This window comes from Caryophanon tenue, assembly GCF_001700315.1.
GTDB lineage: Bacteria > Bacillota > Bacilli > Bacillales_A > Planococcaceae > Caryophanon > Caryophanon tenue.
The window spans coordinates 519,943-536,962 of record NZ_MASJ01000001.1; the positions used below are offsets into that span (position 1 = coordinate 519,943).

At 39.0% G+C, this 17,020-nt stretch carries 14 protein-coding genes and 1 CRISPR repeat array; of the genes, 9 read left to right on the forward strand and 5 right to left on the reverse strand.

Translation table 11 applies throughout. From position 1 onward, the window contains the following. Nucleotides 1-42: 42 nt before the first annotated feature. Nucleotides 43-708 (reverse strand): vWA domain-containing protein, encoded by a 666-nt coding sequence (locus A6M13_RS02435; protein ID WP_066542584.1) that lies wholly within the window; start codon nucleotides 706-708, stop codon nucleotides 43-45. 190 nt (nucleotides 709-898) lie between these two features. On the opposite strand from A6M13_RS02435, the gene A6M13_RS02440 reads away from it, so the two are divergent. The 7 genes from A6M13_RS02440 to cas2 are packed head-to-tail and all read left to right on the forward strand — an operon-like array spanning nucleotide 899 to nucleotide 8,769. Then, complete coding sequence (locus A6M13_RS02440) at nucleotides 899-3,280, forward strand: CRISPR-associated helicase/endonuclease Cas3 (RefSeq protein ID WP_066542586.1); 2,382 nt, start codon at nucleotides 899-901, stop codon at nucleotides 3,278-3,280. Nucleotides 3,281-3,293: 13 nt separating this feature from the next. After that, nucleotides 3,294-4,013 (forward strand): type I-C CRISPR-associated protein Cas5c, encoded by a 720-nt coding sequence (gene cas5c / locus A6M13_RS02445; RefSeq protein ID WP_066542588.1) that lies wholly within the window; start codon nucleotides 3,294-3,296, stop codon nucleotides 4,011-4,013. Next, complete coding sequence (cas8c, locus tag A6M13_RS02450) at nucleotides 4,010-5,956, forward strand: type I-C CRISPR-associated protein Cas8c/Csd1 (protein ID WP_066542590.1); 1,947 nt, start codon at nucleotides 4,010-4,012, stop codon at nucleotides 5,954-5,956. The genes cas5c and cas8c overlap by 4 nt, the downstream gene beginning before the upstream one ends. Nucleotides 5,957-5,958: 2 nt before the next feature. Beyond that, nucleotides 5,959-6,810, forward strand: coding sequence for a type I-C CRISPR-associated protein Cas7/Csd2 (gene cas7c, locus A6M13_RS02455; RefSeq protein ID WP_066542596.1), 852 nt, complete (start codon nucleotides 5,959-5,961; stop codon nucleotides 6,808-6,810). A 10-nt stretch (nucleotides 6,811-6,820) separates the two neighbouring features. Continuing rightward, the gene (gene cas4 / locus A6M13_RS02460; protein WP_342669458.1) at nucleotides 6,821-7,444 is read left to right on the forward strand and encodes a CRISPR-associated protein Cas4; all 624 of its coding nucleotides are present in this window, start codon (nucleotides 6,821-6,823) and stop codon (nucleotides 7,442-7,444) included. Beyond that, complete coding sequence (gene cas1c, locus A6M13_RS02465; protein ID WP_066542600.1) at nucleotides 7,441-8,469, forward strand: type I-C CRISPR-associated endonuclease Cas1c; 1,029 nt, start codon at nucleotides 7,441-7,443, stop codon at nucleotides 8,467-8,469. Before cas4 ends, cas1c begins: the two co-directional genes overlap by 4 nt. Nucleotides 8,470-8,478: 9 nt before the next feature. Beyond that, complete coding sequence (cas2, locus tag A6M13_RS02470; protein WP_066542602.1) at nucleotides 8,479-8,769, forward strand: CRISPR-associated endonuclease Cas2; 291 nt, start codon at nucleotides 8,479-8,481, stop codon at nucleotides 8,767-8,769. A gap of 149 nt (nucleotides 8,770-8,918) precedes the next feature. Further along, a CRISPR array of direct repeats spans nucleotides 8,919-9,550; the repeat unit is 33 nt; unit sequence GTCTCTCCATGCATATGGAGAGTGGATTGAAAT. A 203-nt stretch (nucleotides 9,551-9,753) separates the two neighbouring features. Here the strand turns inward: cas2 and A6M13_RS02475 are convergent. After that, nucleotides 9,754-11,358: an ABC-F family ATP-binding cassette domain-containing protein gene (locus A6M13_RS02475; RefSeq protein WP_066542604.1), complete on the reverse strand. Its 1,605-nt coding sequence runs from the start codon at nucleotides 11,356-11,358 to the stop codon at nucleotides 9,754-9,756. Nucleotides 11,359-12,125: 767 nt separating this feature from the next. Between A6M13_RS02475 and A6M13_RS02480 the strand changes: the two genes are divergently transcribed. Beyond that, entirely contained in the window at nucleotides 12,126-13,301 is a 1,176-nt protein-coding gene (locus A6M13_RS02480; RefSeq protein WP_066542605.1) for an MFS transporter, read from the forward strand. Between the two features lie 327 nt (nucleotides 13,302-13,628). Here the strand turns inward: A6M13_RS02480 and A6M13_RS02485 are convergent, their stop codons facing one another. Continuing rightward, complete coding sequence (locus tag A6M13_RS02485) at nucleotides 13,629-14,798, reverse strand: aminotransferase class I/II-fold pyridoxal phosphate-dependent enzyme (protein ID WP_066542606.1); 1,170 nt, start codon at nucleotides 14,796-14,798, stop codon at nucleotides 13,629-13,631. A gap of 208 nt (nucleotides 14,799-15,006) precedes the next feature. Here A6M13_RS02485 and A6M13_RS02490 point away from each other — a divergent pair, with 208 nt between their 5' ends. Beyond that, nucleotides 15,007-15,807 carry a hypothetical protein gene (locus A6M13_RS02490; protein WP_066542608.1) on the forward strand — a complete coding sequence of 267 codons (801 nt, stop codon included), beginning with the start codon at nucleotides 15,007-15,009 and terminating at the stop codon, nucleotides 15,805-15,807. 245 nt (nucleotides 15,808-16,052) lie between these two features. Here A6M13_RS02490 and A6M13_RS02495 read toward each other — a convergent pair whose 3' ends face one another. Together A6M13_RS02495 and A6M13_RS02500 are read right to left on the reverse strand one after the other, a co-directional pair. Further along, nucleotides 16,053-16,460 (reverse strand): pyrimidine dimer DNA glycosylase/endonuclease V, encoded by a 408-nt coding sequence (locus tag A6M13_RS02495; protein ID WP_066542610.1) that lies wholly within the window; start codon nucleotides 16,458-16,460, stop codon nucleotides 16,053-16,055. Nucleotide 16,461: 1 nt separating this feature from the next. After that, nucleotides 16,462-16,893 carry a GNAT family N-acetyltransferase gene (locus A6M13_RS02500; protein WP_066542612.1) on the reverse strand — a complete coding sequence of 144 codons (432 nt, stop codon included), beginning with the start codon at nucleotides 16,891-16,893 and terminating at the stop codon, nucleotides 16,462-16,464. Nucleotides 16,894-17,020 lie beyond the last annotated feature (127 nt).

Consider the following 17,020-nt stretch of genomic DNA (forward strand, 5'->3'; position numbering starts at 1 on the left):
AAGAGAGTTAGCCGGATATATCCGGCTAACTCTCTTTTAGCATTATGTCAAAATCCGCGCCGCCTTCGCTTCACGCAACCACTCCGGAAACTCATCTAATAATGCATCATACAGCTGTGCATCTGATGTTTCTTCCAGCGCAACTAAATGGAAGAAGTTTGCATTATCGACAACTCTTCCAGTCATATCATCCAATTTACGCAAAAAGTCGAAATTGCCGTCACCAATCCCAACAAACTGCCAAAAGATGGGCTTGTCACTTGCTGTAATGAGTCGCTTTTTTATCGTTGATTTACAGCCACCATCATTGATAAAAATAACGAATGATGGAACGGTTAATGGCTGTTCAACGAGAAATTTTTCAAGAATATCTGCCATGACCAGTGCTTCGTCATTGCGACCGAATTTATGGATAGCTGGATTTTCTAAAATTTCACGCTGTACATAATTTGAAATCGTTTGCTCCGTTGCAACAGGTAAACGTGAAAACGTATTGTCATACACCCACACATCAAGTTCCCCATCATCATCGAATTGACTTGCAACGGCAAGAATCCGTTCGACTGCATCTTGTACGACCCCTTCTTTATACAATTTCCGCATAGACCCAGATGCATCAATTACCAATGCCACACGAGCTTGCACATGTTGCAATTTCTTTTTTTCAAGCACAATTTGAACAGTTTGCTTTCGCAATTGAATCGACATAAAACCGCTCCTTTATGAACACGTATTTTTGCAGTAAGGCAGGGAGTGATAAGTTTTTTAATGATAGTATAACATAGAAAAAATAATTTCATTAGGTAAAAAATATTAAATTTAGTATTTTAGATTGTAAAATTGTTTAATATTGTAAATAAAAAGAACTTAAAGTATAGTATTTGTGAGGGGTGAAAAGATGGATACGTATATTGCGCATTACCGCCAAGAAGACCGAACTGCACAATTACTCTCAACGCACTTAAAAGAGGTGCAACAATATTGTGAAATTGTAGGAAAGAAAATGAATGTACAGCATATAGCAGGGCTTGTTGGCATGCTTCATGACTTTGGGAAGTATAGTGAAGCTTTTCAGACTTACATTCGTGAAGCAATTGAACATCCCGAAAGCCCGCCAAAAAGAGGGTCTGTCAATCATTCAACGGCAGGCGGTCAGTTATTATTACTTTTTTGGAGTAAACAAGCCGATACGAAACTTTTAGCAGAGCTATTAGCAAATGTGATTTATACGCATCACGGGAGTTTACTCGATTTTATTAATACAGAAGGTGAATCTCCTTTTTTAAAACGTCCTTTTATCGAAGACGATATTAAAAAAATGGCGAGCCAGTTTTTTAACGAAGTGATACCTCAGCAACAATTCAATACGTATATGAATGCTGCGCTAAAAGAATACCTGACCTTAATTAAAGAGAAGTCTGCCGAAGAAATTGCCCGACTTAATTTCTTTTTAGCGAAATATTTGTTTAGTGCCTTAATTGATGCGGACCGTACGAACGCAAGAGATTTTGATGAAAATAAAAGTAGCGATTATCAAGAAGTCAGCTATGTACCGCAATTTATGCAATATAAGGAGCGACTCACCAAAGCGCTACAACTGAAGCAACAACAAGCGCTTCAAAATCGTATTACAACAAGTCGACAATATTTATCAGACCAATGTGCCGAGAAAGCGACGTTACCGACAGGCATTTACACATTATCAATTCCAACAGGTGGTGGCAAAACGCTCGCAAGTTTACGTTTTGCGCTATCGCATGTACTTCATCATCGGCAACAACGTATTATTAATATTATTCCGTTTACAACCATTATTGAACAAAATGCCAAAGAAGTGCGCACATTGTTAGAAACAGATGATTTACTTGAGCATCACAGTAATATTATCGAGGATGAAGATTTGCAAGAAGGAAGTCATACGTTTGAAGCATTGCAACAACGGCGTAAAATGCAGTCGGCAAAAGATAATTGGGAGTCACCGCTTATTTACTCTACGATGGTGCAGTTTTTGAATATTATTTATGCCGAAAAATCTCGTTACACAAGGCGATTTCATCAATTAGCGAACAGCGTCATTATTTTTGATGAAATTCAATCACTGCCTGTTAAAACCATTAGTCTCTTTAATGAGGCAATGATGTTTTTAAAAGAGTACTGCAATACGACGATTATTTTATGTACAGCTACACAACCAGCACTTGAACATGTTGAACATTATTTACACATTGATGGTGAGTTGATTGACGAGTTGGACAAAGTTTTACCTGATTTTAAACGGACTGCTGTGACATCTCTAGTGCGAGAACAAGACTGGACATATGAAGAGGTGGCACAGTTTGCGACAGAAAAAATGGGGCAGGTAGACAATCTATTAATCATTGTAAATACAAAAACCGCAGCGAAAAAGCTATACCAATTACTTAGTGACGATGGCTGGAATGTGCAACATTTAAGCACATCGATGTGTCCAGCTCACCGGCAGAAAATTTTAGCAGAGATGCGTGAAACGATTAAAACTGCTGAAAAGCTGATTTGTGTGAGCACGCAACTAATTGAAGCGGGTGTTGACGTAAGTTTTCAATGTGTTATTCGAGCACAGGCAGGTTTAGATAGTATTGCCCAAGCGGCAGGTCGTTGTAATCGTAATGGTGAAGCGGCAGTACGTGATGTATATGTGATAAATTTGAAAAAACCAAGTGAACGGTATTTACAGACGATTGTTACAGGCATCGAAGAAACTGGCATGATTTTACGTGATATGTCATTGGATGAGACGTTATACGATGGGGACTTATTATCAATGGATGCGATGAAGCGTTATTTCAAGCATTATTATTATGCGCTGAAACATGAACTGAATTATACAATCGACGAAGGGCTTCAATTATATGACTTAGCTTTTTCAGCGAATGCATCATTTGTGCCATCCACACTCGCGGGGCGTTTGCTCAATCGTCATGCGTTTAAAACAGTTGGACGACACTTTCATGTGATTGATACACAAACGACGAGTGTCATTGTGCCATACGAGCAGGGCAATGAACTTATCACACAGTTAGAGGCCTATGATGCGATTGATTTTTCACGATTTGTAAAACAAGCACAGCAGTATAGTGTCAATGTGTTTCCATACGAACGACGACTATTAGAGCAGTACGGCATGTTGGCAGTTTATGAAACGCCTTTTTCGAAAATTTATTATGTACGTGAAGGCGCGTACAGTGAAAACGATGGGTTAGACATTGCGGGTGATGCAGAACTAGGACTATTAACGATGTAAAGGAGCGAAGAGAATGCGCAACCAAATTGAGTATACGGTGTATGGTGATTATGCGTTATTTACAGACCCTTTTTTAAAATTAGGTGGCGAAAAAATGACGACACATATCCCGACATATGAAGCGTTAAAAGGCATGACAGAATCAATTTACTGGAAGCCAAGCATTGTGTGGATTATTGATGAAGTACGTGTTATGAATATGATTCAAATGGAATCAAAGGGTGTGCGACCACTTAAACAAAATGGCGATAATGACTTAGCTTATTATAGCTATTTACGCAATGTAAAATATCAAGTGCGTGCACATTTTGAATTTAATGAACAGCGAACGGAATTAACAGCAGATTTTAATGAGCACAAACATCATAATATTGCGAAACGCTGTGTGGAACGGGGGGGCCGCCGTGATGTGTTTTTAGGAGCGCGTGAATGTCAAGCTTATGTAGAATATGAGCCATTCGGAAGCGGTGAAGGTGCATATGACCATGTAGAGGAAGTGCATTACGGTATGATGCTACACGGTATCGACTATCCTAACGAGCGCGGTAATAAAACATTAGCTACACGTTTGTGGGCACCTGTTATGAAACATGGTGTTATTGAATTTATTCGCCCAGAAGCATGTACAATCCGTCGTGAATTATCAGAACGTTCTGTGAAAAAGTTCGAAATTGGTGAGACGATGCAATCTGTTGACGAATTATATGATGAGTTAGTAGGTGAACAAGGATGAGTGTGTTACAGGCGCTGTATAAAACATACAATCTTCACGCGGATAAAGCAGGGAAAGTACTGTTAAAAACAGATAGACAAGGCAATAGTCAGGCATATACATTATTGCCAATAAGCCATACAACACAAACTGCACAAATTGAAATTGCGGTGACCGAAGCGGGTGACTTTCATTCGGCAAAAGTGATTCCAAAAGTTTCGACCGTCATTCCTTTTATTAGTGCAAAGGCGGCAAAACCGTTAGCACATGGACTACATGAAAAGCTCATGTATTGCGCAGGAGATTATGTGGCATATACAGGACAGATAACGAAAACAGAGCCATTTATGCTATATATTACAAACCTACAAAAATGGATTGAGTCGGACTACACACATCCAGATATTCAGGCGATTTATCAATATGTACTGAAAGGAACGGTCATTCGTGATTTAATCAACGAACAAATTTTATATACAGATAATAATGGCATGTTACTCGAAAAGTATGATGGTAAAGAGAAACCGGAAATCTTCAAGCTAGTAACGAAGCAGGAAGAAGCTTTTGTACGTTTTCGTGTGCATAGCCCACATGAAGAGAAAATCCCACCATGGGAAAATCAAGAGCTATTTACACGCTATAGCCAATATTTACAACAAACATTTGTCGAAGAAGACCTTTGTTATATTACCGGTGAATGGACGAAATCATGGACAAATCACCCAAGTAAAATTCGGCATGCAGCAGATATGGGGAAGTTGATCTCTGCGAATGACCATGCTGGATTTACGTACAGAGGTCGTTTTGGACGACAAGTGACCGAGCTTGGCAGTAATTTTTATGAAAATGCGGCAATTAGCTACGAAGCATCACAAAAAGTGCATAATGCGTTGAAATGGCTGATTGAACAGCAAGGCGTTTTATTAGATGGGCGTGTGTATTTAGTGTGGGGGGAGCAACAGGAAGAAGTCGCGCATTTTTTAGCGAATGATGCGCTTGAAATGCCAGAAGATGATAGCGATTTCTTCGCTTTTTCACGTGATCGTTCATTGGACGAAATTGTGATTGCGCCAAGTGAACAGGTCGCTCATACACATCAAGTGCTAAAAAATAAATTTAAAAAACGTTTATACGGCATGTATGCACGTATAGACGATGATGATTTTGCGAACCAACAAATTCATATTTTAACGCTTGATGCGGCCACGACAGGACGTTTAGGGATTTTATCATATCGTACATTGCATGCAGAAGATTATTTTGCACGTTTAGCACAATATCAAGTTCGCGCTTGTTGGATTCAAACAGTTTGGAAAGACAAAAAGCGCGTTCAATATATACAAGCACCAAGCTTACGTGATATTGCTGACTTTGTGTATGGCCCACGCCCAAACGAAAAGGTAGTGAAGCAAACGATGGAACGTCTAATTCCAATTGTGTTAGATAATCGTTCGATGCCATTTGATATTGTGCAAAAAGCGTTAGCACGTGCATCAAATCCACAGAGCTTTGAACATATATCTAGCTTTGAGCGAGGCGTAGAAATTGCATGTGCGATTATGAAACATCATTTTATAAAGGAGGGATATACGGTGGCACTAAATACCGAAAGTACAAATCGTAGTTATTTATACGGGCGCTTATTAGCTGTTGCAGAAATCATTGAGAAACATGCATTGAATATGGGAGAGGATAAGCGTACGACCAACGCAATGCGTTATATGAATGCCTTTCAAATGAACCCAGCACGTACGTGGCTAACCATCTACAGTAATCTGCTGCCATATCGTCAAAAATTAGGCGGCAAAGGTACGTATTATGAACGTGTCATTCAAGATATTATTGTGCAGTTTGATGAACAAGACTTTATGTCCAATAAAGCGTTAGACGGTCAATATTTATTAGGGTTTTATAGCCAACAAAAGGCGTTTTATACAAAAAAAGAAGCTGTGGAGGGTGAATGAACATGACTGTATTAAATAAAAAAATTGATTTTGCGGTTGTTTTTAGTGTTATAAATGCAAACCCAAACGGAGATCCATTGAATGGGAATCGTCCGCGTCAAAATTTTGATGGTTTTGGTGAAGTATCAGACGTTTGTTTAAAGCGTAAAATACGTAATCGTCTGCAAGACATGGGGGAAAGTATTTTTGTGCAGTCGGATGAACGTGCAACAGATGGCTTCAAAAGCTTAAAAGATCGTGCAGATAGTGTGTCAGAATTAGCAGCATTAAAAAAAGACAAGAAAAATCCAGACACAGCTTTGTATGCATCACGTGCATCACAGGAATGGTTAGATGTTCGCGCATTTGGACAAGTATTCGCATTTAGTGGAGACACATTATCAGTAGGTGTACGAGGACCAGTTTCGATTCATCCAGCCATAAGTTTACAGCCGATTAACGTAACCTCTACACAAATTACTAAAAGTGTGAACTCCGTAACGAAGGATGGTAAGAGCTCCGATACGATGGGAATGAAGCATCGCGTTGATTTTGGTGTGTATCAATTTAGAGGTAGTATCAACACACAACTTGCTGAAAAGACAGGTTTTACAAATGAAGACGCACAGAAAATAAAAGATGCACTTATTACATTATTTGAAAATGATGCATCTTCTGCTCGTCCAGATGGGTCGATGGAAGTGTTAAAAGTTTATTGGTGGGAGCATGATTCGAAAATGGGACAATATTCTTCTGCCAAAGTACATCGTAGCGTGCAAGTGTCCTTGCCTGACGACGCTTCGACGGTGGAACAATTAACGATTACACATACTGAACTCGATGGCTTAACACCGACAATTTATGATGGAAAATGAGTATTTACTTTTGTCGGGCATTCAGCACTTTCAGTTTTGTCGTCGGCAATGGGCACTCATTTATATAGAACAACAATGGTTAGAAAATGTGAAAACAATCGAAGGGCAATTTGTGCATGATAAAGTTGACCAGCCCGAAATAAAAGAAAAGCGTAAACAAAAAATTGTTGTACGTGCTATGCCGGTATTGTCACATGAATTACAACTTCAAGGTGTTTGTGATGTCGTGGAATTTCATGAACATCCTGAAGGTGTACCTATTCAAAATTTTGATGGCACATATATCCCACATGTTGTGGAATACAAACGTGGAAAGCCAAAGTCGGGAAAAGAAGATGTTGTCCAACTTGTGGCACAAGTGATGTGTTTAGAGGAAATGTTAATGTGTACGATAGAAGAAGCATCGATTTACTACAATGAAGTTCGTCGTCGTCTTCCAGTACCAATCACAGAAACATTACGAGAACAAGTACGCGGCATTGCGAAGGAAATGCAAAGCTATTATAAACGTCAGCATACTCCACGTGTGAAAATGGGTGCACATTGTAAAAGCTGTTCACTAGAGCCGATTTGTTTACCCGTTTTGACAAAAAGTAAAGATGTCATGCAATATATGCGGAGGTATATTGCATGAGGAAATTACTCAATACATTGTTTATTACAACCCCGAATATTTATTTAACGTTAAAAGGGGAAACTGTAGTCGTCACACAAGAGGAAACCGTATTAGGACGTGTACCATTACTAAATTTAGAAGCGATTTGTACATTCGGCTATGCGGGGGCTAGCCCGGCACTTATGCATGCGTGTGCTGAGAAAAATATTTCACTGACATTTTTATCGAGAAGCGGGCGCTTTTTAGCAAGAGTAATTGGTGAAACAAAAGGCAATGTTGTGTTGCGCAAAACACAGTATAGAATTTCTGAACAAGTGATAAGTATGCAATATGCACGTCAATTTATTTTTGGGAAAATTGCTAATCAAAAATGGATTTTAGAACGTGCAACACGTGAAAATCCGATGCGTATTGATGTACCGAAATTTAAAGAGGCATCAAGTAAACTAACGGAGATTTTGAAAGAAGTTGTAACATGTGAAGACGAAGCATATTTACGCGGATTAGAGGGACAAGCAGCACTGTTATACTTCCAACAATTTAACGATATGATTTTACAACAAAAGGAAGCGTTTAGTTATAAAACAAGAACAAGGAGACCACCACTAGACCGTGTAAATGCATTATTATCATTAACGTATACATTATTAGCGAAAGATGTAGGTGCGGCACTTGAGCAAGTAGGGCTAGATGCTTATGTTGGCTTTTTGCATAAAGACCGTCCTGGACGTCAATCGCTTGCACTCGATTTAATGGAGGAGCTACGTCCAGTCATTGCAGACCGCTTTGTTCTAAAGTTGATTAATAAAAAGATGATGGTTTCTAGTGATTTTATTATGAAAGAAAATGGCGCTGTTGTGTTAACGGATGAGGCACGGAAGAAATTTTTAAAGTATTGGCAAGAACGCAAGCAAGAGACATTAACACATCCTTATTTGGATGAAAAAATTAATTGGGGCTTAGTCCCTCATGCACAAGCATTACTATTAGCAAGAACGATTCGCCAAGACTTAACGAAGTATCCACCATTTTTATGGAAGTAGTTGATAAGCATGTTGGTTTTAGTTACTTATGATGTTGCTGTTAGTAAGTTAGCTGGTCAGAAGCGATTGCGTCACGTTGCTAAAACATGTGAAAAATATGGTATTCGTGTGCAAAATTCTGTATTTGAATGCCAAGTAGATGCCACACAATATAAACAATTGCAATATGAGCTTCTTGCCATTATGAACGAAAAAGAAGATAGTATACGCTTTTATGAGCTAGGCAATAACTATAAAACAAAAGTGAAGCATTTTGGCATGAAAGAAACAATCAACGTAGACAATCCTTTAATTTTTTAGGTGCGGATGTAAAGTGAACATAAAAACCTTGGAGACCCGCACCGAAATTAATGTATGATTTACAAGAGATAATAGGTTATTTATATTTTAAGATAGGTTATTAGTCATTTTATAATGAAATTTATACGTCAATAGTCTCGATATTGGCAGTCTCTCCATGCATATGGAGAGTGGATTGAAATCTTGTAGCCGACCATCACGCATGGGCACCACACCGTCTCTCCATGCATATGGAGAGTGGATTGAAATACGCCAGTCGATTACCGTTGAAATCATGGACGGTGTCTCTCCATGCATATGGAGAGTGGATTGAAATCCAAATGGTAATTTGGGAATCTTATTTTTCATAAGTCTCTCCATGCATATGGAGAGTGGATTGAAATAACTTCTCGTAAACTTAGAATCAATTAAGTTACGTCTCTCCATGCATATGGAGAGTAGATTGAAATAAACACGCCCGTCTTATGCAACTGTTCTGCTGTGTCTCTCCATGCATATGGAGAGTGGATTGAAATAAAGCCGTACATTGCAAAGTCAATTACTTCGTCGTCTCTCCATGTATATGGAAAGTGGATTGAAATCGCATGTTGCGCTTGGCTTTGTCAAAGAACGTTGTCTCTCCATGCATATGGAGAGCGGATTGAAATAATATAGATTCGCATACTTTTTCAGCCGTGTGGGTCTCTCCATGCATATGGAGAGTGGATTGAAATTACTACTGTTACTTCGATTGGTGACTGTACGTCACGTCTCTCCATGCATATGGAGAGTGAATTGAAATTTGTGACTAAGAAATTATTCAGGCGTCTCTCCATAGACATCGAGAGTGAATGGAAAATAATTGTAGGTATCCAATTGTGTTATCTGTAAGCACAAAATAAAAAAGCCAAGTACGATTGCGATTGCTGCAATATTGTACTTGACTTTTTTATATTTTTATGTTATTTGGAAAGCTTAATATTAAGTTTTTTAAATTGAATCGACTTATTTTAAACCTTGGCTATCTTTCCAGTCAAGGAACTCATCGTATGTTAATTGCTTATCTAAAATTGAACCGTCTTCGCGGATTTCAATTACGCGGTTAGCAATTGTTTGGATGAATTGGTGGTCATGAGATGTGAAAATCATGGCACCTTTGAAGCGGATTAAGCCTTCGTTTAGCGCTTGAATTGATTCAAGGTCTAAGTGGTTCGTTGGCTCATCTAATAAAATAACGTTAGAAGAAGATAACATCATTTTAGAAAGTAGGCAACGTACTTTCTCACCACCTGAAAGAACTGCAGGTGATTTTTTCACTTCTTCACCAGAGAATAACATACGGCCTAAGAAGCCACGTAAGAAGCTTTCTGTTTCGTCATCTGGAGAATATTGACGTAACCATTCTACTAATGATTTTTCGCCACCGTTGAAGTATTTGTCGTGATCCATTTCGAAGTAACCTTGAGAAGTTGTTACGCCCCATTTGTATGAACCTGCGTCAGCTTCTTTCACACCCATTAATACGTCCATTAATAATGACTTCGCGTTTGGTGAACCTAAAAGAACGATTTTGTCCTCTTTGTTCATTGAGAAGCGTACGTCTTTGAACATGACTTCGCCTTCTTGAGACGCTGTTAAACCGTCTACTGTTAATACGTCATTCCCGATTTCACGGCCAATTTGGAAGTTGATGAATGGGTATTTACGGCTTGATGGTTGGATATCATCTAATTCGATTTTATCTAACATTTTTTTACGAGAAGTTGCTTGAGACGATTTCGATGCGTTGGCAGAGAAGCGCGCAATGAATTCTTTTAACTCTTTAATTTTCTCTTCTTTTTTCGCATTTTGGTCAGCCATTAATTTCTGTGCTAGTTGAGAAGACTCATACCAGAAATCATAGTTACCAACATATAGCTTAATTTTACCGAAGTCTAAGTCAGCGATATGGGTACATACTTTGTTTAAGAAGTGACGGTCATGTGATACAACGATAACTGTGTTTTCGAAGTTGATTAAGAACTCTTCTAACCATTTAATTGCTTTTAAGTCTAAGTGGTTGGTAGGCTCATCCAGTAATAATACATCCGGTTGACCGAATAATGCTTGAGCAAGTAATACTTTGACTTTGTCAGAACCTTCTAAGTCAGCCATTTGCATGTAGTGTAGCTCGTCGCCAATACCTAAACCGTTTAATAATGTTGCAGCGTCAGATTCCGCTTCCCAACCGTTCATTTCTGCGAATTCACCTTCTAATTCAGCAGCGCGCATACCATCTTCATCTGACATTTCTGGCAACATGTAGATTGCGTCTTTTTCAGCTTTAACAGCCCATAAACGTTTGTTACCCATTACAACTGTATCTAATACATTGTACTCATCGTATTCGAAGTGGTTTTGTTTTAGGACAGATAAGCGCTCATCTTTACCCATTGATACGTGACCTTCTTGAGGCTCGATATCACCAGATAAGATTTTTAAGAAAGTTGATTTACCAGCACCGTTTGCTCCGATTAAGCCGTAACAGTTACCTGGTGTGAATTTAATGTTTACATCTTGAAATAATTTACGATCGCCATAGCGAAGGCCTACATCTGAAACTTGAATCATGTAGATATTCCTCCTTGATTTTTAAGGGTTATTTTTTTAGATTGTGAGTTGCGAAAACTTTTATGCACAATGCTTATTATTATAGCATAGATAGACGAGAGTTTTAAACTAAAAGTAGCGTAACTAGAGGATTCCCTTATGAAGTAGTGCTGTTAATTTGTAAGAATCACAATAAAGTAAAGAGATAATCGGTTGATTGGATGACAAATGAAGGTGATTAGCAGATGAGGGAAGATGGACGAATCATTAGAAATGATGAATTTTCTTCTATTACTTTTATGGGTTCGAAACCGCTCACTTTCGCGCGAGTGAAAAGAGATAATTTATCGTATGTGCATGGCCACACGATGCCGTATTTTTTACAGATAGTTCTTCTTTAGATTGTTGAACGTTTTATAAAAAAGGTCTATTAGTTAGCTCTTATACGACTAAATGGCTATTTTTTCACTCGATTTGAATATAATGTAGCATAAAGATGGCTGAGTGTGTACGCCGAAGAGGCTTAAGTTGGCCCGCAGAAAAGCGAGTCGTATCGCACACCTACCTAATTATTAGTTAATCAGCATATATGATGAAGGAACAGCGTTTTTTAGTTGAATTGTGCCTTTATAACATATTCATTTTGTAGAACGTAACGTAAATATATTGTAGGAAATATGCTAGCCCGTTTTAAAATAAATATTTCAATAGTCATATAAGTAAATTTAGTTGTCAGACGTCTTTTTTTGTGATTAACTAAATGAGATAAAATTTAAAAGAGGTAGAATATGAAAAATCAAAAAACGTATGGTTTATTTGCGTTAGTAGCGATTTTTTTCGTGTCGATTAACTTGCGTCCAGCTGTAACATCTGTTGGGCCATTATTAAATACGATTGCGGATGATTTAAGTGTATCAAGTACGCAAATGAGTTTATTAACATCGATTCCTGTATTTTGTATGGGTTTATTTGCATCGTTAGCGATGCCATTAACGAAACGTTTCGGTGACCGCATGGCGATTACATTATTAATGGTGTTAATCGGTGTGGCAACGATTGTGCGCATTTTCGTGCCGAGCTACGGTGCGTTAATTGTGACAAGTTTCTTTGCAGGTGTTGGGATTGCAGCAATTGCGCCAATTATGAGTGGCTTTATTAAAAAGCATTTCCCACAAAAAACAGCATCCGTTATCGGCTTACATTCATTTGGTATCGGTTTTGGTGCAACGATTTCAGCAGGCTTTACAACAGTATTTTTTGACTGGTCAAACGCTTGGACGTTTGCGCTAGGTATTTGGGGTGTGTTAGCAGCTGTTGCAATTGTCATTTGGATGATGGCAACAAAAGGTGGTAACGAGCAAGTTGGAACGGTGACAGAAGCCGTTGCACAAGAGGGGCGTAATCCGTGGAAAACGAAACGCGCGTGGATGCTGTTATTATTCTTCGGTGTCCAAACATCATTATTCTTTTCGATGACAACATGGTTAGCGCCAATTGCTCAAGAAGAAGGCTTTACATTAGCAACAGCAGGTCTTGTATTAACAGTTATGTCGATTGTACAGCTATTTGGTAACTTAACAATTCCAGCAATGCTTGATAAATATCCGAACCGTATGGCATGGATTACAGGCTTAACAGCAGTAGCACTTGTCGGTGGTATTTTGATGTGGATTGGTGGCACAGCGTTTATTTGGGCGGGAGCTATGTTAATCGGTCTTGCGATGTCTGGTTTGTTCCCAATCGGTATTTTATTACCACTTGATGATGCGCGTAATGATAAAGAAGCGAATGAGTGGAGTTCAATGGTGATGTCAGGTGGCTTTATGATGAGTGCGATTATTCCACTTGTCATCGGTGTGTTATATGACGTAACAGGTACACACGATACATCGGTCATTATGATTTTAGTTCAAATCATTTTACTATTTGCTTTATTACCATTTATGAAACAAAAAGAAGCATAAGCAAAATGCAGCGGAGGAAATCCGCTGCATTTTTTAGTTGGTAAAAAGAGAAAACACCACAGCAGCATAGGGCTACATGTGGTGTTTTACCGAGCGTTTTGATAACAAAATGGTAGAGGTGACAAGCATAAATATCTATTTAGGGGAAAATAGAATGTTGTCGAACATTGCTTTGAATAGGAGATTCACCTCTCAGTACATACTATAGCGAAAGTTTGTGAAAATATCCACAAACTTTTACTGACCGCGAGAAAAAATGCCGATTTTTTGGCGAAAATGTGAGCAAATAACGAAATTGCTAGACAATAGCTGACGTCATATGTTACATCAAGCTGTAATTGTCACATCACGTAAGCGCTCGACTGCTTGTTGCAATGTTGCCTCAGGTTGTACCAATGCTAGACGTAAATAACCCTCACCCGCTGTGCCAAATGCTGTGCCAGGAACGGTTACGACGCCGGCTTCGCGAATAAGTGTAAATGCCATCTCTTCACTGCTCAATGGATACGGATACTTCGCCCATACAAACATACCGCCATTTGAAGGTGCTACGTCCCAGCCAAGTTCCTCTAGACCCGTCATTAATGTACGGTGGCGTGATGCAAATGTTGTACGCAGTGTATCGGTAATTTCTTCAGCCATATCAAGTGCTGTGACAGCCGCCGTTTGAATCGCTTCAAAAATACCGAAATCTAAATTTGATTTTAATTGTTTCAATACCGCAATCATGTGCGGATTTCCTGCAATATATGCAATACGTGTACCTGCTAAACTAAAGCTTTTTGATAATGAGTTAATCTCTAGCCCAACGTCCATTGCGCCAGGTGTTGCTAAAAAGCTTAACGGTTTATCACCTTCAAAGTAAAACTCTGAATAAGCGGCATCATGTAACACAATAATGTTATATTTTTTGGCAAACGCCACAACTTCCGCAAAATAGCTTTCAGTTGGCATAGCGGGAACCGGGTTACCTGGTAAGTTTAAAATAAGCAAACGTGCTTTTTTAGCAACTTCTTCTGGAATTGCGGCTAAGTTTGGTAAATAATCATATTCTTTTTCAAGTGGCATATAATAGCTCGTTGCACCAGCTAACGAAATGCCGGCATCATACGCAACATAGGCAGGATTGGTTGTTAAGACGATATCTCCTGGGTCGCAAAAAGCAACAGGTAAATGGACAAGCCCTTCTTGTGAACCAATTGTTTGAATAATGTCTGTTGCAGCATGTAATGTCACATTACTACGACGTTTATAATAACGTGCGACAGCTTCATAAAAATTTTGTGTACCTGTTAATGTGTAGCCATAAGAAGATGCTTTTTTTGCCTCTTCACTTAACACATGACGAATTTTCTCGTGCGGTGGCATATCGGGAGAGCCGAGACTTAAGTCGATAATGTGTTGTCCATTATTTGCTGCTTCGATTGTAGCGGCTTTTAAATCACCGAAAATTGAATTTGGAAAACGCTGCATGGTTTTTGCGATATGAAAGTTCAAGTTGTAACACTCCTAAATCTGTTGTAGAACATATTTTAGCATAAAGTGTCGACTTTGCATGGGTATTTTCTGAAAAAAGAGTATGTTCTTATTTTTAAGTAACTTTGTGTGGTAAGACAGTGAATATGTGAATGGTTTACGACTTCATCGCGCATATCGCGCTACGAGTTGTATGATATAATGGAAACATATTTAAGGGGTGAAATGTTTGGAGATTTATTCATTTACAGGGCCAAGTGGAACGGGGAAAAGTACCGTTGCGCTATATGTGGCAGATAAATATAATATTGATGCGTTCATTGATGACGGTTTATTAATTATTAATGGACAAAAAAAGGCAGGGGTGTCGGCAAAATTTGAAAAAAATACGGTCACTGCGGTAAGGCGTGCTATTTTTTCCGATGATGCGCATTGTGAGGATGTGACGCATGCGATTCAGCAAACGCCCATTGAACGTTTAATGATTATTGGCACAAGCGATAAAATGACGAGGAAAATCGCCGAGCGCCTAGGACTGTCAGCGATTGATCATTTTCATTACGTGTCGGAGTTTCGCACACAAAATGAGATGGATTACGCGCGTTTTGTGCGGTTAACCCAAGGGCAACATGTCATGCCGCTTCCACATATACAAGTGGAACAAAACTTTTTCAAACGGTTGATTAAAAAAGGCTGGGACATTATTTCACAGCGTGGCAAAATCGGAGAAACAACATTAGTGCGTCCTGATTTTCAATACGAAACAATTGATATTGCAACGCGCGTGTATACTGAGCTCATTCGTCATGAGCTAGAAAAGCAGGCGATTATAGCCAAGGTGGACAAAATAACGTTTGATGCACAAACTGTCCCACGCTTTCATGCTACCGTACAAATCGTGCCGACAACTTTACATATTCCAAGTGAACTACTAGCAGTGCAACAACATTTATTCACATGCTTTTATGAGCATTTTACGTACTATCCATTGGCGATTGATATTACTATAAAAGCAGTATATGAAGCGTAAGTAGCGAGGAAGATTGGGACAAAAAGAAATATCCTTCAGCAACGGCAATTGCTGAAGGATATTTTTCTGCTTGTCCTGCTGAAGTCGCTGCTTGTGTCGGAACGCACTCGCATATTTTTATCATCGCAATCCACTCATTTTCATCAGAAATCGGGTTCTATCCTAGCCTCTTTTTGTTTCTCTATTGAATGAGCTTACTTTGAGTAGAAATCAAGTGCTGTCTCGGCATCTGTTTTACACCTACATTAAGAATGAAGGGCAATACGCGTACTGACATAGCGATGCAGTGCTTCAAATTGTTCGGGCGTATAATCCTTTTGGCCACGAATGAACTTTTCGTACAGATTATAGTAGCAAATACGTAAATACATGTCATCATGATGTCGCGCGAATGGGATGGTCATGTTTATAGCTGGTGTATCGGCGAAGTAGCGCTCGTATTTGTCAAAGCTGCGAATCTTATAGCCGCGACTTTTCATTTCAGCCATGACCGCTTCCGTATAGTAGAGCAATTCACTTTTGTCGTATTCATAAATATAGTTAATGAGCACGTGCCTATCTTCTTTGGCAAACACACTATTTAGTTCACGCCACTGCGCGAGCAACTGACTACGTGGTAAAAACGCAAGTATATCAAAGTGCCACAGTCGCATTTTATAGTACCTTTGTCATTTCAACATGTGGAATATTTTCTTCTAAAAATTCTTCAGATGTCGTCGTATAGCCAAGCTCATGGTAAAATGTTTCTGCATGCTTTTGGCCGTGAAGCTTTAATTGTGTGAAGCCTTTTTCACGTGCAAGCTGTTCGATCGTTTGCATGACAAGTTTCCCTAAACCTAAGCCACGCCCTGCTTGTAATACACAAACACGTTCTACTTTGCCGTATTCACCTTTTTGGCGGAAGCGACCTGTTGCGATTGCGTCACCATCTTTTTCAACAAGAATATGTGTCGTTCCTTCACCGAGTACGTCAAACTCGTCTAGCTCGGCTTCTTCCGGTACACCTTGTTCTGCAACGAACACTTCTTTACGGATAGCAAACGCTTGTTGCAATTGTTCGTCTGTTGTAATTTCAAATGCTTTCATATGAAATATGCCTCCTTGTATGTAAGTACATTATATTTTAGCGGATAATACGCGTTCTCGCACGTATAATGACGTTTCATTGCAGAGAGGATTTTTGAACGTATATAATAAAATCAAGCGTAGAGAA